Origin of the sequence: Glutamicibacter ardleyensis (genome assembly GCF_014644555.1) — a bacterium.
Classification (GTDB): Bacteria; Actinomycetota; Actinomycetes; order Actinomycetales; family Micrococcaceae; genus Glutamicibacter; species Glutamicibacter bergerei.
Genome location: NZ_BMKX01000013.1, coordinates 1 through 20,549, shown reverse-complemented (window position 1 = coordinate 20,549; position 20,549 = coordinate 1). Strand labels below are relative to the sequence as shown.

At 58.3% G+C, this 20,549-nt stretch carries 16 protein-coding genes; 11 read left to right on the top strand and 5 right to left on the bottom strand.

The annotated features are described in order from the left end of the window. Window position 1: 1 nt before the first annotated feature. Window positions 2–754, top strand: coding sequence for a hypothetical protein (locus IEX04_RS17470; RefSeq protein WP_188687361.1), 753 nt, complete (start codon window positions 2–4; stop codon window positions 752–754). Here IEX04_RS17470 and IEX04_RS17465 read toward each other — a convergent pair. Genes IEX04_RS17465 through IEX04_RS17455 form a run of 3 tightly spaced genes read right to left on the bottom strand, consistent with a single transcriptional unit; the run spans window position 731 to window position 3,024 of the window. Further along, on the bottom strand, window positions 731–1,294 hold the full coding sequence (locus IEX04_RS17465) for a phosphatase PAP2 family protein (RefSeq protein WP_188687360.1): 564 nt from the start codon (window positions 1,292–1,294) through the stop codon (window positions 731–733). The two genes, IEX04_RS17470 and IEX04_RS17465, sit on opposite strands and share 24 nt — an antisense overlap. Before the next feature lie 33 nt (window positions 1,295–1,327). Continuing rightward, window positions 1,328–2,551, bottom strand: coding sequence for a M23 family metallopeptidase (locus IEX04_RS17460; protein WP_188687359.1), 1,224 nt, complete (start codon window positions 2,549–2,551; stop codon window positions 1,328–1,330). After that, on the bottom strand, window positions 2,551–3,024 hold the full coding sequence (locus tag IEX04_RS17455; protein ID WP_188687358.1) for a hypothetical protein: 474 nt from the start codon (window positions 3,022–3,024) through the stop codon (window positions 2,551–2,553). Before IEX04_RS17455 ends, IEX04_RS17460 begins: the two co-directional genes overlap by 1 nt. Window positions 3,025–3,113: 89 nt before the next feature. On the opposite strand from IEX04_RS17455, the gene IEX04_RS17450 reads away from it, so the two are divergent. The 9 genes from IEX04_RS17450 to IEX04_RS17410 are packed head-to-tail and all read left to right on the top strand — an operon-like array spanning window position 3,114 to window position 13,638. After that, window positions 3,114–4,313 carry a MinD/ParA family ATP-binding protein gene (locus tag IEX04_RS17450; RefSeq protein ID WP_188687357.1) on the top strand — a complete coding sequence of 400 codons (1,200 nt, stop codon included), beginning with the start codon at window positions 3,114–3,116 and terminating at the stop codon, window positions 4,311–4,313. 2 nt (window positions 4,314–4,315) lie between these two features. After that, a complete protein-coding gene (locus IEX04_RS17445) occupies window positions 4,316–4,642 on the top strand; it encodes a hypothetical protein (RefSeq protein ID WP_105678929.1) in 327 nt (108 codons plus the stop codon). Further along, window positions 4,642–5,403 (top strand): DUF8175 domain-containg protein, encoded by a 762-nt coding sequence (locus IEX04_RS17440; protein WP_188687356.1) that lies wholly within the window; start codon window positions 4,642–4,644, stop codon window positions 5,401–5,403. The genes IEX04_RS17445 and IEX04_RS17440 overlap by 1 nt, the downstream gene beginning before the upstream one ends. Continuing rightward, window positions 5,400–7,469, top strand: coding sequence for a TrbL/VirB6 family protein (locus IEX04_RS17435; RefSeq protein WP_188687355.1), 2,070 nt, complete (start codon window positions 5,400–5,402; stop codon window positions 7,467–7,469). Before IEX04_RS17440 ends, IEX04_RS17435 begins: the two co-directional genes overlap by 4 nt. Window positions 7,470–7,475: 6 nt before the next feature. Continuing rightward, window positions 7,476–9,065: a hypothetical protein gene (locus IEX04_RS17430; protein ID WP_188687354.1), complete on the top strand. Its 1,590-nt coding sequence runs from the start codon at window positions 7,476–7,478 to the stop codon at window positions 9,063–9,065. Next, window positions 9,062–10,549 carry a putative type IV secretion/conjugal transfer ATPase gene (locus IEX04_RS17425; protein ID WP_188687353.1) on the top strand — a complete coding sequence of 496 codons (1,488 nt, stop codon included), beginning with the start codon at window positions 9,062–9,064 and terminating at the stop codon, window positions 10,547–10,549. Before IEX04_RS17430 ends, IEX04_RS17425 begins: the two co-directional genes overlap by 4 nt. Continuing rightward, entirely contained in the window at window positions 10,530–12,275 is a 1,746-nt protein-coding gene (locus IEX04_RS17420; protein WP_188687352.1) for a type IV secretory system conjugative DNA transfer family protein, read from the top strand. The genes IEX04_RS17425 and IEX04_RS17420 overlap by 20 nt, the downstream gene beginning before the upstream one ends. Further along, the gene (locus tag IEX04_RS17415; protein ID WP_188687351.1) at window positions 12,259–12,885 is read left to right on the top strand and encodes a DUF4913 domain-containing protein; all 627 of its coding nucleotides are present in this window, start codon (window positions 12,259–12,261) and stop codon (window positions 12,883–12,885) included. The genes IEX04_RS17420 and IEX04_RS17415 overlap by 17 nt, the downstream gene beginning before the upstream one ends. A 48-nt stretch (window positions 12,886–12,933) precedes the next feature. Beyond that, the gene (locus tag IEX04_RS17410) at window positions 12,934–13,638 is read left to right on the top strand and encodes a DUF3800 domain-containing protein (protein WP_188687350.1); all 705 of its coding nucleotides are present in this window, start codon (window positions 12,934–12,936) and stop codon (window positions 13,636–13,638) included. 189 nt (window positions 13,639–13,827) lie between these two features. Here IEX04_RS17410 and mobF read toward each other — a convergent pair whose 3' ends face one another. Then, window positions 13,828–18,159 (bottom strand): MobF family relaxase, encoded by a 4,332-nt coding sequence (gene mobF / locus IEX04_RS17405; protein WP_229677236.1) that lies wholly within the window; start codon window positions 18,157–18,159, stop codon window positions 13,828–13,830. Between the two features lie 498 nt (window positions 18,160–18,657). Here mobF and IEX04_RS17400 point away from each other — a divergent pair, with 498 nt between their 5' ends. Continuing rightward, the gene (locus tag IEX04_RS17400) at window positions 18,658–19,011 is read left to right on the top strand and encodes a hypothetical protein (RefSeq protein ID WP_096289314.1); all 354 of its coding nucleotides are present in this window, start codon (window positions 18,658–18,660) and stop codon (window positions 19,009–19,011) included. Between the two features lie 218 nt (window positions 19,012–19,229). Here IEX04_RS17400 and IEX04_RS17395 read toward each other — a convergent pair whose 3' ends face one another. Then, window positions 19,230–19,652 (bottom strand): hypothetical protein, encoded by a 423-nt coding sequence (locus tag IEX04_RS17395; RefSeq protein ID WP_188687348.1) that lies wholly within the window; start codon window positions 19,650–19,652, stop codon window positions 19,230–19,232. Between the last annotated feature and the right edge of the window lie 897 nt (window positions 19,653–20,549).

The window sequence follows — 20,549 nt, the reverse complement described above, 5'->3', positions numbered from 1 at the left end:
TATGGTTTTTTCTTCCTGGGCAGCAATGATCTTAGCAAGCGCGTTCACTCTGGCACTTGGGTTGAGGCTTCCCCGCCTGATTCAAGGCACAGGCAACCTCTGGTTATGGCTTACTCATCTGGGCATGAGCATCGGCTTATGGCTTGCAGTGGAACCGATCTACCTCACAATTGATCGCCTGCTCGGCTCCATTAATTTAGCGAATCTCGTCTCGCATTTTTGCATCAACTTCGTGTTCTTGGCCGCCGGGGTCCAGATTGCCCTCAGTATCGGCCGGTGCGATGTCGCAACCAAGATCCGCCGCTTCTCAGCTGCCGGACTGCCATTATGCGTGGCACTGATGACCGTGTTGTTCTTCGCGGCGGATCTTTCGTATTCGAGCATGGGGCTGGATGACTTCAGGGATACCGAAACGGCCGTTGTGCTTTATAAGCTGTCCCTCTACCTTTATCCGGCGGTGGTTTCGTCCATGCTGGTGAAACCACTGGTGCAGGCGACAACGCCTTCGGTGTACCGGGTGCCGTATTACTCGAAGAAGCTGATGTCGGTTGGCTTTGCCTTCGGCGTCGTTGCACCGATCGGCCATCTGGTGGAGCTGTCGAACCGGCAGCTGGACTGGCTGACCGATTTGATTGTCTATCCAGCGATGCTCTGTGTTCTCACAGGTCTTGTTCTGGCGTGGATCTCTGCTTTGCTGACACATCGCCGCGAACTCCAGCCATCCCCACGCTTACACCACCAGAAAGTCTCCTAGACTCACCAGCGTGCCGATGAGAGTTCCTGCCATGACTTGGGTGGGAGTGTGGTGACCGGCGCGGATTCTTGCCCATCCCACCAGTACGATGAAGGCGACCGCGATCTGCGCTCCTGCCGGCAGATCCAGCAGGCAATGCAAGGCCGCGAAAGTAGTCAGGGCTGCGTGGATGGACAGCTTCCAGACCAGGTTCACCAGGCCGACGATCAGCAGCCCGGCAAGCATGAACAGTACTTCCACTAGGATCTGGGTTGGTGCGGAGATTGCCAGCAGTACGGCGATGCCGCCAAGGATTGAAACCAGGGTGATCAGCAGGATCGGCCAGCGTTGGCGGCGTTCGGTGACGTGCACGTCGGTGACCCGTCCGCGCAGCCGCATCCAGATCAGCGCCGCCCAGGGCACCAGGCCGGCAAAGAAGGTGGCCAGCAAGGTCGGCGGCCACGCGACGCCCGGGTACCGCAGTGGGGTGCTCAGCAGGACGAGGGTGACGACCGCTGGTGGTGAGGCAATATGGCTGATGAACTTGGCGTATTTTTCCACCGTTCGAGCCTAGCAACAAGCGCATTGGATTCCTCAACCGGGGATGCTTACCCCTTGTTCTTTGAGGAATTCGACCGGGTTGGTGTCTGCTTTGCCTTCCCAGACTTCGAAGTGCAGGTGGTAGCCGGTGGAGTTGCCGTTGGTTCCGACCTTGGCGATCTGCTCTCCGGCTTTGACTTCGTCTCCGACGTGGGCGAGCACTCCGTTCTCGAACATGTGCACATAGAAGGTGCTGATCCTCTGTCCGTCGATTGTTCCGTGGTCGATCTGGATCTGGCACGGAGAGCGCCCGGTCACCAGGTCCGAGCAGCTGGCCCGGATGACCTGGCCATCGGCAGCAGCATAGATGGGTGTGTCTTTCGGCGCGCTGAAATCCTCTCCAGCGTGGGGCCACAACCCACGGTTTTCGCCGTAGTTGTACTGGATTTTCGAGATGCTCTCCACGGGGAACACCCATCCGGAATTGCTCTTCGGACCCTCGTAGGAATCCCCTGAGTCCGGATTTCTGGTGTCTCCCCCGTCCTTGCACTGGGCATACTCTTCCTCGTCGTCTTCAGAGACTTCGACGGTGGCTCCTTGCAGCGCGGCATAGAGCAGTTCCGCATCGGAGCGTTGGTCTGCATAGTTATCTGGCAGTCCTGAGACTTGGACTTTTTCAGCGGCCAGTTCGTAAGGCAGGGACTGCCAGCCGGGAACTTTTTTCAGCCTGTCGAAGAAGGTGCTGGCTGCGTAGGAGGGGTCCATGATCTGCTCGACGGTCCCCCAGCCAGCGCTGGGCCGCTGCTGCATGAGGCTCAGCGCATCCCAGGCGTGCCCCACTCCCTGGTGTGGAAGCTCCAGGGATTCGAGGACGACTTTGCGCGCTTGCCCCCATTCGGCTTCGGTCATGACCTGCGTTCCTTGCGGGTACTGCCACCTCCCGTCATTGGCCAGTATTTTCAACGAGCTTTCCTGGATGGCCGTCATCAGTCCGATGATGGCCCCTTGCTGCTGGACGTCTGCTGACTTGGCTTCGTTGATGATGACCGCGGCGTTGGTCAGCTGCTGCTTGTTGTAGGATCCGACCTCGGTGGTCGGCAGGTTCTTGACGTTGATTTCTTTCGGCACCGCACTGTCAGGCGAGCAGTCAGTTTCGGTGTCGACCTCGCTGCCCGGACTGTCCCCCAGCAGGAGGATCCCGCCGAAGACCATACCGAACAGCAGCACACTGACCAGCCCCAGGACAGTGAAGAGTCCCCGGCGTTTGGAGCGTTTCATCAGCTGTTGCTCGTGATTTTCTCGACCATCCACTGCCCGTCAGCTCGGCTGAGCAAGAATTCCAGGGTGGAGGCGTTGGTCTGCACGCTCACGGTGGCGATGGCCGGTGAAACGCCTTGGACAGGTTCGTGAACCTTGATGACTTCGGTGGAGGCGATGTTGAGGTTTGAGGTCTGCTGGAACGTGCTCCGTGCGCTCTGGGACAGGTACGGTGCCAGGGCTTTGAACCACGCCGATTGGTCAAGGTCCGGGCGGGCGTAGGCTTTGGCGGCCTGGGTTGCGGTGTGTTTCGCTTCAGTCGAAACCTGCGGGTTCCATTCATCGATCTGCACTTGCTCTGGGGATGCTTCGATCTCATGCATGGGTCCGTGATCCGCGTGCGGATCACTGGTTTCTTGGTCCGGCGCGGGGGTGCAGGCGCTCAGTGAGACCGCCAGGAGCACGGCGGTGGACAGGATGATTCGGCGTGTCATCAAAACCCTTCAAAGTCTTATTTTGGAATGAAACTGACTATATCAAGACTAGTTGATACTATGGGTTCATCCAAGGAAAGGGGACGCAGATGGGCACCGAGTGGCCAGGCGACGAACGCAGAAAAGCGAAGACCGATGTTTTGACCGTATCGAACGCTTCCGACAAACCAGAAGCTTCGTTACAGATCCTCAACAACCCAGAACCAGTAAAACCCACCGCACCAGAACCGACGCGCGCAGCGCCTCTGGCCGCCGGAACACCGCTGGTCACTGGAACACTGAGCAGCGCGATCACCGGATCAGACGCGCTGGAAACACCCTTGCCTGCCGAAGAAGGCTGGCAGCGCACAATCCGCACATGGACCGGCGGCCTCATCTCCCCCAAACCAGGACCCCAAGAATTAGCTCGGCGTACCACGCTCGCGTCCATCCGGCGTGTCTACCCGCGTCCCGTCACCGTCACTGTCGCCCAGCCGGCCGGCGGGTCAGGTAAAACCTCGATCAGCGTGGCTCTGGCCTCCACCATCGGCAACACCTCTGACCATGCGGTCTTAGCGATGGACAACAACGAAACCATGGGCACCCTCGGGGTGCGCACCCGTTCCAACGGATCAAAGCTGACCATCATCGACCTGCTCGATGCCCTCGAAGAGCTCAAAAATGAACACACCCGCAGCGGCGACGTCCAGTACTTCACCCGCCCGCAAGGGGACAACCGTTTCGCAGTCCTCGCCTCTGATGAAGATCCTGACCGGATGCAGATGCTCACCCGCGAAACCCTCAACGAACTGCTCGAAGTAGTCCAGCGTTTCTGGAACGTCATCGTCCTGGACACCGGCAACAACACACGCGCCGAGAACTGGCTGGCCGGCATTGAAAGATCCGACCAGCTGGTCTTCCCCGTGGAAATGAACGATAAGTCCGTCGTCTCAGTGCTCCGAACCATCGAACAGCTCCAAGCCATGTCACAGCTCTCGGGCAATGACCACTACGCCGCGCTGTGCCGCCACGCGGTCCTCGTCATCTCCCCCGGTTCCCATCGCCGCTCAGTGGCCCCGGAACGGCGCAAAGAACTGCGCACCATGCTCGAGCAAGCCCTCGGCGAGGAAGCTACTTTCCTTCCCGTCCCCTACGAACCAGCCCTGGACACCAACGGGCTGATCGACTGGCAGCTGGCCACAGATGAGTCCGTACGAGCTTTTGAAAAAGTTGCTGCCACAGTCAGCGAAGGCATGCACCACGCAGCAGTCCGAGCAGAATCCACCAAACGAAACAAGAAAGAAAACTAACCATGGAACCGTTCATCCCCACCTTGCAAGTAACAGCAGAAGTCAAGAACCCTTTCGACGGAGTATCCCCCGACATTGCACCGCTTGGCTCAGGGTTCGACAATGCTCTGACCGTGATCCTCGGTGTCATCTGGGGACTGGTGCTGATCTATGTATCAGTGAAGCTTCTGACCAGCTTCGTAAAATTCTCCGGAGCCAGAAAACAGGGCCATTACGAGGAGATGGGCGAACACACTGACGAGCTCAAACGCCGCGGCGTGGCGGTCATCGCGGTGGCGGCCTTTGGTGTGCTCATCGGTGCGGTACTCAAAGTGGCGGGGATGCTCTAATGACAAGCCGCCGGAGCCTGATCATCGCCGCCGTAGTCATCATAGCGATCGTGCTGGTTGCTGTCGCCAGCTATTTCATCTCATCGACCACGAAGGAGAACACTTCGGCGGCCACACCCACTACTCCTTCTGAACCCACCCGGATCAGCGACAACGGGTTCCCTGTATCCTCGTTCCGCGCCAACGAAGGCGGAACCAAGACCGCAGCAGATGGCCAAACCCGCATCGGATACACCGCCTCGTGCGACGACGCAGTGCGCGCAGCGGTCAACTATGTTCCGGCTGAGTCCTATGGCGCCGGTGACTGGGAGAAGCGTGAAGCAACCCTGGAAACGGTCATTGCAGATAATGAGGATGGCGCAGAGTATATTGACGCGCTGCGTTCATTAGCCAGAGACGGCGGAACTTCTGAAACTGAGCTTCTTGAACCCTCGATTTTCAAAGTCGTCAGCTGCGAATCAGGTAAAACAGCATCCGTCGCAGTGGCTCAACGCATTAAAACTAATGCGTTCAAACTCGATGGGCGCACCGTTCCTGCAGCCGTGGAGATTCGCGTCGCTGAACAACTCATGGTGTGGGAAAACGACGATTGGAAACTTGATTTCAGCGGTGAAAACGCCACTTACCGGCCAGAAACTCAGCTTCTTTACACGCAAGGCAAGAAGGAACCCTCTGCAGCGCGCGAAATTCTTGGTGATCTGTTCACCGATTCAGACGGCAACCCATTGAGCAGGGATGGCTGGATGGAGTTGGCTCAGTGACAAAGCTTCTCAGCGTCCTTTCCTCTCTGGCGGTGATCGCATTCCTTTCCACCTTTCTCTTGGTCGCCGCTCCGTCGCCGGTTCATGCTGATGAGGACACCAAGAAAGTGGAAGAAGCGCTCACCCAGGACCAGGTGAAACGCTTCGAAAAGATGCCTGAGAAGGAAAAAGCCCAGCTTCTTGATGAGGTTCTGTCAGGGATTGCCAAGGAGAAATGCGGCGAGTTCGAGTACTACACGAAGATGGAGAGCGTCTTTTCTTTCCAGAAGCGTAACTGCGAAGAGCAGACTCGTGATGCCCTGCACCATATGTATCCCACGGCCCAAACCCTCATTTTGGGCGAAGGCGAAAAGATGGACTTCTGCGAAGCTCTCAAGGAAACGGGCGCCAGCGGTCAAGGTATTAGCTACTGCATCAAGCAGAAAATCAACGCGCAATTCAAGGATTGGAGCGGACAGAAGGTCCGCGGATACCTCGAGCAAAGCGAACTGGGCCGTTCCATACTCAACGTCACCGACGCCATCGACAACACCATCGAATTCGTGGCCGATCCCAAATCGAACCTGGATGAACTCGCTAACAGCAGCAAATCTGAATCCATCGCCATGACCTCCAAAGTCCTCGAAGAAATCTCTTCGACCACCGAATTTGACGCGTCCAGCCCAGAATTCAAAGACCGATGGGCGCTCTATGCCGGGCTGGGAGTGGTCGGTCTTGGGCTGATGATCATGTTCCTTTTCAAACAGCACAGCAACGGGGAGATGAGCGACGACGATTTCAGCAAATCCCTGCTCTATTACCTGCCCGCAGCGTTATTCATGGTCATCTACGGCCCCTGGGTGATGAATGAACTGCAGCAACGCGTCGCCCCACTCACCGATGGAACCAGTGATTGGGCGGCCGAATCCATCAGCAACTTCATTACCGTGATCTCCCGGTTCGGCTCCCTGGAATCCACCAGTTGGTTCGGCCCGTTGGCCGCCATCCTCTTCTTCGGACTGCTGTTCGTCGGAGCGCTGGCCTTGCTGGTGTATTTCCTGCTGATTCCGATCTTCCAACAACTCATGGGCCTAGCTATCGCCCTGCTGATTGGCATGCTGCTGTCACCGAAAACACGTCGCTACGTCATGAAGATTGCTACGACGCTAGTCACGATGAGTCTGCTGAAAACCTTTGCCTTCCTCGTGCTCGGTGCAGTGTTCGCTGTCCTCGCCACCCAACCAGCCTTCAAAGACGGGGTCGATGACGTGCTGGTGAACGTCGGCAACCTGGGGGCAACAGCCGCGATCATGCTGATGATCGTCCTGTCCCCCGCAGCGATCTTCCGGTGGATGCCCGTGCTCGAAAGCCGCGAAGCGAAATTCGGCGGGATCTCACCGGAAATTTCTGCCGGTGTCGGCGGCGCCGTAGGCGGTGCAATCGGCAGCGGTGCCGGATCGGTTCGCCGGGCGATCTCCACCAGGCGCGGCTCCGCCACAAGCCGCAGCGCACAAAGCTCTGGTGGTCAAGGCGGTTCAAGTGGAGAAGGCAGCTCTCCCAGACCTAGTGGTCCTTCCCCAGATGGTGGCAGCACCACTGCTGTCCAAAGCCCGGACACCGGTTCACCGCAGAAAACCAATGGCGCACACGAACGCGCCAGCCAAAACCAGGCTGGTGCACCCACTGGCGCACCAGCTGCAGCAAACACCTCTCAGCAAGGCCAGAACCCTGCGCCTCCAGCATCCCCGGATCAGAACGGCCAGCAAGGTGGTTCGCCACCGCCGGCCCGGACCGGCGGTACTGACCCAGCACGGCAAGGTCCCACCGAGCAGAACAGCTCTGCGCCTGCCTCCAGCGGGCCAAATGCACCCTCCTCCTCTTCTAGACAGGGCCGGAAGAACCCGCCATCCGGCCGGGCGAAAAAAATCGCTTCAGTGGCGGCAACTGCAGCCTTCAGCCCCCTGACCGCCGGAGCGGTCGGCCTGCTGGCCGGAACCAAATACGCTGCGACCAACGCTGCAGCTCAAGCACGAATGGCCGCAAACGACGCAGACCCAGACTCGTGGGACTCCTTCAAGGATCGGTGATCACTCATGACACGTCAGGTAGCCCTCGGCGGCGAGTTCAAAAAACGCGGACTGCTCTCAGGCCGCTCCACCCCCGAACAGGTCATCCTATGGATCGGCCTGGGTATCGCCGCCATAGTGGTTCTGATGGGCATGGACCAGTTCTTCTTCCTCTTCGCCGGCCTCGTCATCGCTGTGCTCAGCGTGGTGATCACCGTTCCCATGAACATCCACGGGGGACGCAGCTACGCGGCACTGAAAACCGAAACCGCCTACCGTGCCTACCGTAAGCACGCCGGGCTGGGTGTCTATGACCCCGTCCATGAACAGACTGCGCTGGCCAGCGTTCAGGAATACCGGGCTGCGAAGAAGAATAAGAAGAAAGCGGTCCGGCCCCGCGGGTTGGCAGTGCGCCGCGCCGAACGCCGCAAAGAGCATGTTCAGCCGGCCCCGCTGATGGTGGGACGGCTGAGCGTGAAAGAAGTTGATTTCAACCCCCGCGAACGCCTCGCCGTCTTCCGCCACGCCAACTCAGATCCGGCCTTCTATACCGTGATCTTCGAAGTTCGCGGCAGTGCCGGCGGCGTGGTCGAAGAAGACGTGGAAGACATCCCCCACCTCGGCTTCGGACGTGTGCTGGCCAGGGCGGCGCGGCGCACCAGTGCGGTGTCCCATATCCAGAGTTTCACCCGCTCCATCCCCCTGGACATCACCGACCACGTCTCCTGGCTCGCCGACTACGTGGACCCCAACGCCCACGGAAACCTGGTGCGCTCCTACCAAGAGCTGTGCTTGCAGGTCGAAGACCGGGCCGAGCAGCACCGCAGCTACTGGGTGCTGCGGTTCGACAACCGCACCGCCTTGCACCGGGCCGCCAACGCCCAGCAGCCAGGGCCTATGGCCGTGCACGCAGCAATCGTCCAAGAAGCCCAAGCGCTCATGGCGCAAGCCGTCGCGCACAAAGCCATCCGCGGCTACCGGGCTGTGGATTCACAGATGGCTGCCGGGATCCTTGCCCACCTGCAAGACCCCTACACGTACGCCATTGATGACACCGATCTCGGGTTAGAGGCGGTCTGGCAGAAACTCGACCAGGAACAGACGCCCAAAGCGGTCGTGGTCAACAACCACGCCTACACCCGGGTCGCCTATATCCCCAGGGATGGGTTCATGGCCGGATCAGCCTTGCCAGTCCAAGCCATGCGCCAGCTCGTCTCCGGGATTGTTCCCGCAGTCATCCATTCAGTGTCCTGGGTGAACGAAGTCGTTGATGCCAAAGAAGCGCGCGCCCAAGCGATGTCTGACCGCACCAGTGACAAAGCCAAACGCCACTCGAACGCGTCCAAAGGCAAGATTTCGGATGGCACCGAACAGGTCATGTCCAATTCCTCCGACCAGCGCGCAGTGGACCTGACGCCCGGCAGCGGTCACCACGGCGTGAAATGGGGAGCCTACGTCAGCTTCACCGTGGATTCAGAAGAAAAACTCTTGCAGGTCTCCACCCAGATTGAATCCGTCGCCACCGATTGCGGCATAGACCGGCTGTACTGGCTCGATAACCGCCACGACATGGCCCTCATGGCCGTGCTGCCCATGGGAAGAGGAATCCGCAAATGATCAGCATCTTCACTCGAGCACCTAAGAAAACCATCAAAAACACAGTGAAAAAGACACGCCTGCCTCCCGAGTCCGTCTCGGCGCCACTGGCGGAACAGCGCCCGGACATCACCTGGGATGCCGGACGCCAAACACGCAAAGGCTCACGCTACGGACTCTATGATCCAGCCCCGGAAGGCGCGATCTCCACCACCCGGCAAGCTGAAGTCAGCAACCTCGCCGTGCCCTGGTCCCCCACCTCCTACAAAGGCCTGCTGTTCGGCATTGATCTGGAATCAGGGTGGGGCGTCATGCACGACCCGATCTTCGCCTACCCCCACACCGTGAACAACGCCAACGTCGTCGTCATCGGCGACATCGGCTCCGCGAAAAGCTCCGCCGGCAAAACCTGGGGATGCCTGCGCCCCATGATCATCGGACGCAACGTGATCGTCATCGACAAAAAACCCAGCGACTCCAACCCGGAAGAAGGCGAATACGCCGAACTCTGCCGGTACCAGGGCGGGGAACCTGTCACGTTCAAGATCGGCGGCGGAGGATCCTGCATCAACATCTTCGACCCTTCCATCTCCGCTGAAACAGAAGAAGACAGCACCACCGGCGAAACCCCGCCCAGCCAGTCCATGCTGCTGCGCGCGGTCGCCGAAGAAGTCCTCGGCCGGCCCATTAGTCCCCGCGAAGGCAAAGCCCTGCGCACAGCACACCGCCGCGCATTGAAAGACGCAAAAGCTCAAGGTATCACCCCGACAATCCGGCTGGTCATCAACCGGATGATCGACCCAGCCGAAGAAGACTCCGCCCACCTGGAAATCAGCAAAGCCACCTTGCGCGAATGGGGGTACGACGTAGCCTTCGAGCTCGAACGCTTCGTCGAAGAAGACCTGGCCGGAATGATCGACAACGAAACCACCAAGGATGTGAAGCTCAAAGACGGACTCACCGTCTTCGACGTCTCCCAACTGCCCGAAAACGGCCCCGCCCTGGCGATCGTGATGACCGTGATCAACACGTGGATGACCAACCGCCTGTTCAAAGCCAAGAACCGCCGCCAAACCCACTTCGTCGTCGAAGAAGCCTGGCACCTGGTCCAGACCTCGGTGGCCAAAGTGATCCGCCGCAACCAGAAAGTCTCCCGCGCCATCGGCTTGTCGAACTGGTTCTTCTTCCACCACGTCTCAGACATCCCCGCCGGCACCGACGCGGAAGCGATCATCAAAGAATGCGACACCGTGCTGGTCTACCAGCAGAAGAAAGCACCGGACGCCCGGGCAGCAGTGGACATGTTCGACCTTCCAGCCTCCAGCTACCCCACGATCCTGAACCTGGCCACCGGCACCTGCCTGATGAAAATCGGCAACGAAGCCCCCTTCGAGGTGAAGCATCTGCGCAGCGACGTGGAAACAATCCTCACCGACACCGACAAAGCACTGGTAGCCAGGACAACCAGTGAAAAGGAACAGGATCATGGCCTCCCCACAGCGTGAAAGCAGCTTCACCACGTTCCTGATCATCGCAGTGCTTGCCGGAATCGTGCTGGCTGCCTTGAACTGGGGCGAGAAAATCACCCCCACGAATTCCAAAGTGTCCTGGAATCCGTTGGATCTGCTCGAGGCAGGCCTGGACGGGGATCTTGCCTGGCCGGCCGCGTCCTGGTTCATCCTCGGCGCCTTCGCCGTCCTGCTCATCGCCGGATACGTGCTGATCACCGAACTATGGATCAGCCCGCGCAAAAACACCACCACGTTCAACCCTCAAGGTGCGGCGATCACCTCGATGATGGGCTTCACCGCCGCATGGCATAAAGCACGCCAGATCTACGGTCCGTCGGTCACCAAGAAAACCTCGGAAGCGTTCATCGCACTGGCTGTTTACACCAACGCTTCCAAAAAAGTGCCACTGTATATCCAGCTCGAAGACAGCCTCTGGGTCTATGCCCCGGCCCGCGGCGGCAAGACCTCCAGCATCGTGGTCCCCATGGTGCTCGGCGCACCCGGACCAGTCCTGGCAACGTCGACCAAACCCGACGTGGTCGCCTGGACTGCCACCGCTCGGGAAAAACAAGGTCAAGTGTTTGTGTGTGACTGGGAGAACATCACCGGCTGGCCCAACACCGTGAAATGGACCCCGATCTACGGGTGCGAGGACGAAGACGAAGCACTGGAACGCGGCAAAGCTTGGGCGAACGCCGCACCCATGGAAGGCACCAAGAACGGGTCCTGGTTCAGCGCCAAAGCCGGCTCTGTCCTCGGCCGCCTCCTGCACGCCGCAGCGCTGGAAGACCGCACCATGGATGACCTGCTGCTGTGGATCTTCGACTCGCATAACCCCGAACCCATCACGATCCTGGAAGACCACCATAAGTCCCGGGCTTTCATCCAGCCTCTGCGTGAGCGCACCGAATCGCGGGCCGGGGAAACCGAAGACTCCATCAAATCCACCCTGCTCTCCCTGGCCGAACCACTGGTCAGCGAGAAAGTGCTCTCCCAGTTCCGGTTCCGCCGCGGCGAAGCCTTCGACATCAACACGTTCCTTGAAGGACAGAACACGCTGCATATCGTGGTGGACGGCGAAAAATCCCCGCTCGGCACGTTGAGTACGATGTTCGCCGATCAGGTCTACCGGGCCGCACGGCGCAAATCCAGCCAGTTTGCTTCTGGCCGTCTCTGGCCGGTGTTCCGCATGGTGCTTGATGAAGCACCCAACGTGGCAGCATTCAGCAATATGGCCGAGCTGATCACCGATACCGGTGGCCGTGGAATCCAAGTGATCGGCATCAGCCAGTCTTTCATCCAGAACGAAGCACGCTGGGGCAAGGAAGAAGCTAAAGCCATCGAATCCAACGCCAGCCTGAAACTGATTTTTCCTGGCATCAACAGCGAGGATTTGAAAACATACGCGAGCGACATGGGCGTACGGGATAAGACGCGCATCAGCCATTCCTCCAGCAAAACCGGTGGCTCGAGGACCACCAGCACGGAAGAAAAAGCGATCGTGCGCGCTGAAGAGCTCAAGCACCTGAAATTCGGGCAAGCCACCGCCGTATACCGGAACTTGCCGCCGCATGTAGTGCACACCGAGATGGTGTGGCAGCGCAAAGACCACAAGGACTTGAAAGACATGAAAGACCAGACACTGCGCACCTGCGGCAAGATCTTCCTGGATGCCGACCAGATCGGGGCCGAGGCGGTGGACGTTGAGCGAGCAGAGTAACCGCGATGAGCTGATCGAGTTGCTGGTCCCGATCGTTGAGCCACTGGTGGAACGCCAGGGCAAGGTCGAGCAAGGGCTCCAGGAACAAGAAGCAGTCCTTGTAGAGCTCGCCGGCCAGCTGGAAACGCTACTGAAAAAGAGCAAAGAACCAGAGCCATCCCCATGGAACCTCTACCAAGGCAAACCCGAGGAAAATGCTGGGCTACTGGAAGAGATCAATGCATGGCTGCCGTGGTTCAACACCACATATGGGGCTGGGCAAAGCACCAACATGATCCCGCCCTGCTGGTTCCGCCACCCCAACGTCGTCGCCCACCTCATGGGGTTCTACCTGTCTTGGAAAGCCGCCAACTACGGGACGGCGAGCCCCAACAGTGACCTGGTGTATTGGAACCTGCGCTACCTGCCCGATGTGCTGGACATCGTCAACGCACCTGTCGATAAGGGAGGCATGGCCGGATGCAGGCGCGAGCATCGTGCCCCAGACCGGGTCGATCCAGTTCCCGAGTCGCTGAATGAACAATTCACTCAGTGGCTTGATGGTACCTACCTCACGACCCAAAACAACGATCCGAATTCTTTGATTCCACAATCTACGGCTCGCCAGTGAATGAGAGAAGAAATAGGAATAACCTGCATTCAAAATTAGACTGTTCACGTGCCTTTACCTTTAGATCGCCTCATCTACATCGATGATTCCGGACATCCCAAAAGCGGACTCGTCGTTTACGGATGGATTGAGTTCTCACCCGATCGGTGGTCATCAGTACTGCGGACCTGGCTAGACCTACGCAAAAGGCTCTGGCGCGAGTACAGAATCCCAGTCACTGAAGAACTGCATACCACCGAGTACGTCAACGGCCGTGGACGCATCTCAACCAAAATGCCAGATAGATTTATCCATAATGGCATTGAGTTCTGGAAAGATTTCGGGCGAGAAGTAGCCTTAGAATGCTTAGAAACTTTGCGCTACACCGAAGGCCTGCGACTTGGTGCCGTCTATCGAAGCGGCGAGCCTAAAGCTCTCGCGCAGACGAGAACAGAAACTTATTTATCTCTCGTCAACAGATTTGAGTCAGAACTAGAGGAATCCAATTCTCTGGCCATGATCCTGATGGACGGCGATGGCACTGACGATTCCTACAAAAATACCCATCGCAGCCTAGAACTCAGCAAAAGGCACGTGATTGAAGATGCTATCCATCTCGACTCAAAAACTTCGCAGTTGGTTCAGATGGCTGATCTCGTTGCATGGAGTGCCAACGCCCTCATCGACCAGCATCCCAAAAATGGGTTCGCTCAAGACTGGTACCCGAAATACCTCTCAGAACGCGATCCAGAGCGCTTGCCCAAAGCAATCTAGGAGTTAAACAGCTAGACCCCCTGATCTCAAGTGTATGAGGGGGGTCTGCACCTCTAACTATAGTTGTGCGCGCGTGGAAAAATCAACCCGCCCGTAATAGCATGGGGCATATAGCAAGGGACAAGGACTCGTGCTTTATACATCGAAGAAACCCACGGATTCGTGGGTTTCTTTCGTTAAGTTCCTACACTACGTAAGCGTCGGCCCCTGAGGTCCCTTGCGGCGTAGCTCGTCATCCTGAACACGGTTCTTCTGCTCATCTTGCAGTTCAGTGCGGTTCCTGCGCAGTTTTTCAAGCAGCGACTCGGCCGCCGGGGTTGGCTTCTGCCCGCTCATTTCATGCTCGAACTCTGCCGGCACAGTGTTCTCCTGTTCTGTCGTGGGTTGCGTAGTTCCTTGGCTCAGTCGGCGCAGCTGGGCAAGTTTCGCTTCAGCGCTCGTAGGGCTGAGCGTAGTGATGGCCTGATCATTCTTCCGCTGTACTGCCTCGGTTTTAGCTGCCTCTGGCATTGGCTCACGAGTGGTCAGTTCCGAGTGCTTGTGCAGCGCAGCCGCGCGGTTGCGCAGGTTCTGGGCCACTTCACTTTTCTTCAGATGTGTTTTGGGGAGTAGTTCTGGTTCTGATTCAGCGATGTTGTAGGTGCGCCGGCAGGCTGCGACTTCGGCCGCGACCCGGCGCCATTCTTCGGCCCGGTCGCTGCGTCCTGGCACCGGACCCAAGGCATCCAGCCAGACCGGCGGGTTCTGCGCCAGATCCGCGCCGACCCGCTGATGCTCGGTATCCAACGCCTGGCGGTATCCGGTCAGCTGCTGCTTCCACGCGTCCGGGGTGCGAGGATCATGCAGCTCGGCGGTGGGTGCGTACCATTCACCCAGTTCATTGCGAACATGCGCTGGTTGAAGGGCTGGTTGTTCGAGTTCACGCAGCTCCAACTCGCGGCTGATGCGTTCAAGAATCGTTCCGGCAGCGGTGCTGTGCAGCTCGTGGCCGCGGTCCAGGGTTTCTGCTTGCCGCAGCAGCTCTGGCATTTTCTCACGTCGTTGTTGCTCTTCGCGCAGCTTGTTCAGGGACCAGGACAGCAGTTTTTCGTTGTTTTCCGGGTCGGAGGGAATTTGGCGTAGCAAGTCATCGCTGGTGTCTTTGACTCTGTTGGCTAGTGCGTCATCGGTCAGGTGGCCATACAACCGGCGCGTATAGGGGCTCAGTCCTTCCTTAGTGGCCAGCTGCGTGGCAGTCTCCCGGTAAGGGACAGCCAGAATGTCTGCTTGCGCAGTGGCTCGGCGTTCGAGTTCTTCCAAGTGCTTGGTGGCCACGTCGCGCAGAGGGCGATGCGCTTCGGCCAGGGTTTCGGCACGGTTTTCGATCAGCGGTTCCATGCGCCAGGCCAGCACTGCTGCTGGCTGGTCCGCATTAGCGAATTCGCGTTGGTGGTAGGCATCAGCCAACAGCGTTTCAAGCTTAATCCCTTGGGATTCTGCGTTCTGCAGGTGATGGGTGACGGCTCCCCATGCTGGGTCCGCAAGGAACGGTTCGGCCACACGAGCGCCAACGGCGGTGCGGAGGATCTGCTCAAAGCGTGCGTTGCGCGCTTGGTCTGCCAGATCCCGGTAGATTTCACCTAGTCCATTCAGGTCTCTGGCTTTGTCGTGTTCGCGGGTGATCGATTCGTGCGCGGTGATGTTCAGGTCAGTGCGTTCAGCGATGCCCTTCAATACTTCATCGGGGCGTTCGTTCTCTGCTAGTCCGACATAGATCTGGTTGTCGTATTTTCCGCGGCTGGTCGCCACATATGCTCCTGCGCGATCGCTCTGGTTGGTGAGCAGGGCGTGGGCGGTATCGACGGTGGCGCCTTGAGCGGTGTGGACTGTGTCGGCGTAACCGAGGATCGCATGCTTTTCGGCGTAAGAGGCAGGAATGACGGCGAGTCCTTGGTGCTGTTGGTGGCGTGCCAGCAGGTTGCCATCTTCGATGCTTTCCACTATCCAGGCATCGTTATTTTTGACGAAGTCTTTGCCCTGGTGGACACTGATCCGGCGGTCATTGTTCTTCGTCAGGATGACATCGCCGGCATAGATCTGGGCGTTGTTCCGGCCGGTCAGCGATTGGGCATCATCAAGCTGGCCAGTGTGCAGTCGGTAGGCTTGGGCCTTCTGGTTCAGGCGATCAACTTGCGTGTTGGTTCCGGCGAGCATGAGGGATTTCAGTCCCTCGTTGGTGTCTTTCTGCCACGCAGCAAAGACCTGGTCAGCCATGTGGTCCACGGTTCCGGCTTGGATCTTGCCTTCGGCGCGGTAGTACGCCCACGGGTCATCTTTACCCACCGCAGGTGCTTCACGCAGTGCCAACGAGGCGGCGGCTTCTTCCAGGTTGGCGGTGCCATCTTCGTTGCGGAACCGGTGGATCTCCTCCAAGTTCACCAATTCTTCTTCGGCGTTCAGCAGACGCAATAGTCCGCCGGCTCCGACGGCGGAAAGCTGCTTGTCATCGCCGATAGCCCGCACCAGGGCCCCGCGCTTTTTCGCTTGCAGGACGAGGGTCACGAACTGCGGGGTGCCAAGCATCCCCGCCTCATCAACCAGCACAACGTCGCCGGGGTTCAGCATGTCCGGTGCACGCAGAAGACGGTCAACGGTCATCGCTTCCGCGCCGACTTCGCTGCCCAGCAGGGAGGCTGCTTTAGCAGATGGGGCGACCGCCACCACATGATGGCCGGCGTGCTGCATTGCCGTGACAGCAAGACGCATGGAGGTAGTTTTGCCGGTACCGGCCGGCCCGATCCCGGCCACCAGAAGCTTGGGACTGCAGGAGAATTCCTGGGCCAGCGCGATCTGATGATCGTTCAGCCGGCCATCGAAGTTCTCCAGGACACGGGTGAATTCACCCTGCGTCACTGCCGGGATCACGTCGGTGCGGGCGGCCTGCACGGCGGTATGCTCTGCTTCCAGAATGGTCTCGGAGGTGTAGAGGGCGGCGTGGGGTTTCTGGTACCGGTACACGGCAATGACCGCCCCAGGAACGGCTGCTGGGACGGGCAGATCAGGGGTGACTTTCAAACTCAACGAGTCCAACGCAGCGGCCCGGATCTGAACGATGACACTGTCTGCGACGGGTTGGGCTTGGTACTCGTGGGTGAGTTGGCGGCGCACTTCGGCTTCCACATGAGCCGTCGTCCACGTGGACCGGTTTTGTTCCAGACGGGTGATCGTCGACTGCGCTAAGGTCTCGATCTGCTCAGCGGGCAGGACGTCCACCAGGTCGTAGTTCGGGTTCTGGGTTTTGGAATACGCGCGCACCGCAGCGAACAGATCATCACCTGTCAGTGCTCCAGGAACAGCGCTGAACTTGGTCTGCCAGTGCCCGGTGAGCTCGGACAGGGAACGGCCTTTCTTCTTCTCCGCACGGGTTTCCAGTGTGGCTTGCTGGGAGAGCTTGATCAGCTGCTTCGCATTCGGGGCGCGTCCGTGGCGCTCTTCAAAGCCAGCAACCAACTGCGTAAGGTTCTCTTTGATGCTGCTCCGGCGTGAAGAGGCCGCTTCGATCGCGGCCATTTGTACCCCGCCGATTTCGATGATCGGACGCTTGCCCTCCACCGCCCGAGCGACTGGAGCTGCTCCCAGTTCTTTGCAGACGTACTGCATGACTTTGGCGTTGTAATGCTCGGACGCGGACACCGCGTACTTATGCAGAACGGTCCCGTCCAGCGCGCTCCATTTGCCATCCATGCCCAGAACCTTGTTGGACACCACGATGTGATCGTGCAGCTGCGGATCACCATCGCGTGAGTCATAGTGCCGGAAGGAGGTGTAGATCAGCCCGCCGTCGACGTCTTCGGAGCGGACCCCGTTCTTCCCGCGCCGGGTGAACGTGGCGTTGGTTTCCAGGTACGTCATCGCGTCTTCAATCGCCGCATGATGTGCCTTCTCAATGGCGGCTTGGACTTTGCGGTCGCTCACGCCCCAGAGGTAGGAGATGCTCTTGGATGGGGAGAACACCATGTCGTATCCGGCGACCGCGTTGGACCCCTTGTGGGTCTGCCGGGAGATGAACTGGGAGAGCTCTTCCTTATTCTTGGGCTTGCGACCATGCAGTTGGTGGAAGTGCTGTCCGCCGGCTTTGGCACGGATGATGCGTCGTTCGTCAACGGTAGGTTCGCGGTGCTTCAGTCGGGTGAAGTCACCCATGGCTGTGGTGATCTTCTTCGTCAGTGCCGCATCGTACTGGTCGAAACGCTTGTAGCGCTGGCCGAGTTTCGCGTCGATCTTCGCACCGGTCTGAGGGTCAATCTGCCCTGCGAGGGGGTGCTGTCCCAGTCCGTAGAGCAGTTCCATCTGCTCCTCAGTAACTTCGCCGGACACGCCGAGATTCTTCGCTCCGCGGCCACCCCAGATCCCTGGCGGGTGGCCGGTGACGGTGTAGTAATCCCCCAGCGTCCGGTCACCGGTGCGCAGCTCGTCAGCGGAGGCGACTTCACGGGTGTAGTACTGATACCCGTCCCCTGCGCTGAGCTTATGCAGGGTCATCACACACACGATTCTAGCAATCCTGGCCAAAGTTATCGAGGATGCAAGAGGTGTGACAGATCAATTCTTTGAGAATCGGGTAAAAATACTGGCCGGAGGTCGTTGACCGTTTCTCAAAGTCGACTGGACGTGTTCAGCTGAGGGACGAGGATGGAGGGTACACAGGAAGGATGATTGATCTGGCCATCAAAACTTTTTTCTTTTGGTGCGGTTTTGCACATGCGATCTTGGCTGTGTGCAGGTGTGGCCAAGGTGGGTTTGATAGGCTCGCAGCTGTGCCCAGCTAAGTCTCTTGTGTTAAACCGTGCGTGGAGTTTTCCACGTGTGGGCGGGTGGAGATGTTTTGCGATCTCATGGCCGTCCCCAGGTGGGAAACTCCACGCAGGACAGAGCCTGAGCGCCAGCGAAGTCCGTTAACGCATTTTTGGGCCGGGGTGCGCGAGGGGTGTCCCCTCGCCAAAAAGTTGTTGTTGTAGATGGTGAAGGAAAAGATATTAGATGAGTAAGCCACGCAAATCCTCCGCCGCGTTAGCCGCCAGGGAGAAAGCACGCGCGAAGGCCGAAGAGATCACCCGCCGTAACGAGGAGCTGATCGAGCTGGCGGCAGGGTTCTTCGTCCACGAGGATCAGCTCGCCAAGATTGACGAAGACACCGAACAGAAGATTGCGGAACTTCGCGCGGCAGCTGAGCAGAAAAAGACCACCACGCAAGCCGAAGCCATGAAGGTGGTGGGCCAGATGCTGGAGACGGGTGAATCCAAGAAATCGATCGGTGAACGTCTCGGGTTGAGCAGCGCAGAGCTCAAAATGTATATTCCGCCGGTAGCCCCGAAGTCACCGGAAGAAAATTAAACGGGACACCGTGTGCAATATTTAGCCTTGGATCTGGCACCGGCCAGGAGCGCCTGCTTTTTTCATCAGTCTCTTAGCTAAGCACGCTCTGGATTGTCCAGCTCGTTTTGGGAATGATCCAAAATCACACAGGAACGACTAGCGCGGCAAGATTACCGCGCCACGCGCGAAAGTGCCCTTCGCACTTCCTCTAGGAAGTACGAAGGGCACCTTGAACTTTATTTAGCCCAGCTGGGGTTGAACGGTTCGCACAGTCCATCAATGGGCCGGAACTCCTGCGGGTCCAACCCTTCCAGAGCTTCCGGCCCATCAGCTTGGCCACTCGCCCAATACCAGTACGCCTCTTTACTGATCGCCAGACTTCGCGCGTCACGCGTGCGATACCAACGTGCGGTTACGTCCCCCTCGACATAAGTGCAGTACCCGAATAGCTTTCCTTGCTCGTCTTCGGTCTGCGCGACGGCGAAGATAATGTATGGCCAGGATCCTAGATCCCATCCGTCCCGGCCCCATGCTGAGAGTTCATTCCAGCTAGTGCCGGTGACGCTCGCCATCCAGTCATACCCTTCTCCGTAAACGTCCCGTTCAACGGTGGCTGGGACGGTGACAGCTTCCTGGGTGTCTTTGGTTTTCGTCTGCATCTTTTCGTTCCTTTCGCCTGAGGTGAGAGGAACAGGGAACTAACCACCTGCCCAACGTCTCCCCCAGTTGTTTTTTGCCTGCTGGCGAAATGAAATGAAGCGGGGTCAGCCGGAAAACCCATCAACCCGTCAGGGGTGCGAAAGCAATAAAATCTTGGGTCGGAAGAAGCGACGTAGGAGCGCGGTCCAAGAATTTTTGGTGGAGCACGCCCGAAGCGCAGCGAGTGGCTTGTGGGTTTGGAGGTGGCCCGTACACTCCGAAGGACAGCAGCAAAAAACAGGAAAAGACCGGACGCAGTCCGGGCAACAGCCGGCCGCGCCAGCGGACGCCCGTTTTATGGATTTTTGAAAAGTAGCAACAACATGCCAAAGCTCTCCATTCTCAGGACACCCATCCGTGCTGGTCGAACCAGAGCCAACGAATATTTAGGAACTCACTTACCCGCAAACGCAAGAGTTCGTCCGCGACATAATCGACCTACCCTCGGCGACTAACTCTTCATAGCACGTTCGAGAAAAAGACACTTACAGCCCAGGGATACGTTCTCTCGACTAAATGAATATCTTCACCTTAGTCAAACGGTCTATAAAATTCTCATGGCCAAACTTACACGCGAATATGAACGTATTTGAAACAAGAAGATGGCCAGACATCGCAAACCATCGTTTTCCAAAATTTTTTATATAAAACTCGTGACTTTACCCTTAAGGCGTGTAAAGATTCATATATCAATCGTTCTGAGAAGCGAAACGAATCCGCCCATCGACGGAGTAAACATGATCAAGAAGACTCTCCTGAAATCCGCAACATCCATCTCAATCGTTGCAGCAATGACGTTGGGTGGTGCAGCCGGAGCACACGCAGCAGCACCAGCAGTAACCGCACCCGCCACATCC

Coding starts and splice junctions, on each gene's coding strand:
- IEX04_RS17470 (WP_188687361.1), top strand. CDS start 2: ATGGTTTTTTCTTCCTGGGCAGCAATGATCTTAGCAAGCGCGTTCACT.
- IEX04_RS17460 (WP_188687359.1), bottom strand. CDS start 2,551: ATGAAACGCTCCAAACGCCGGGGACTCTTCACTGTCCTGGGGCTGGTC.
- IEX04_RS17455 (WP_188687358.1), bottom strand. CDS start 3,024: ATGACACGCCGAATCATCCTGTCCACCGCCGTGCTCCTGGCGGTCTCA.
- IEX04_RS17450 (WP_188687357.1), top strand. CDS start 3,114: ATGGGCACCGAGTGGCCAGGCGACGAACGCAGAAAAGCGAAGACCGAT.
- IEX04_RS17445 (WP_105678929.1), top strand. CDS start 4,316: ATGGAACCGTTCATCCCCACCTTGCAAGTAACAGCAGAAGTCAAGAAC.
- IEX04_RS17440 (WP_188687356.1), top strand. CDS start 4,642: ATGACAAGCCGCCGGAGCCTGATCATCGCCGCCGTAGTCATCATAGCG.
- IEX04_RS17430 (WP_188687354.1), top strand. CDS start 7,476: ATGACACGTCAGGTAGCCCTCGGCGGCGAGTTCAAAAAACGCGGACTG.
- IEX04_RS17425 (WP_188687353.1), top strand. CDS start 9,062: ATGATCAGCATCTTCACTCGAGCACCTAAGAAAACCATCAAAAACACA.
- IEX04_RS17420 (WP_188687352.1), top strand. CDS start 10,530: ATGGCCTCCCCACAGCGTGAAAGCAGCTTCACCACGTTCCTGATCATC.
- mobF (WP_229677236.1), bottom strand. CDS start 18,159: ATGACCCTGCATAAGCTCAGCGCAGGGGACGGGTATCAGTACTACACC.
- IEX04_RS17400 (WP_096289314.1), top strand. CDS start 18,658: ATGAGTAAGCCACGCAAATCCTCCGCCGCGTTAGCCGCCAGGGAGAAA.
- IEX04_RS17395 (WP_188687348.1), bottom strand. CDS start 19,652: ATGCAGACGAAAACCAAAGACACCCAGGAAGCTGTCACCGTCCCAGCC.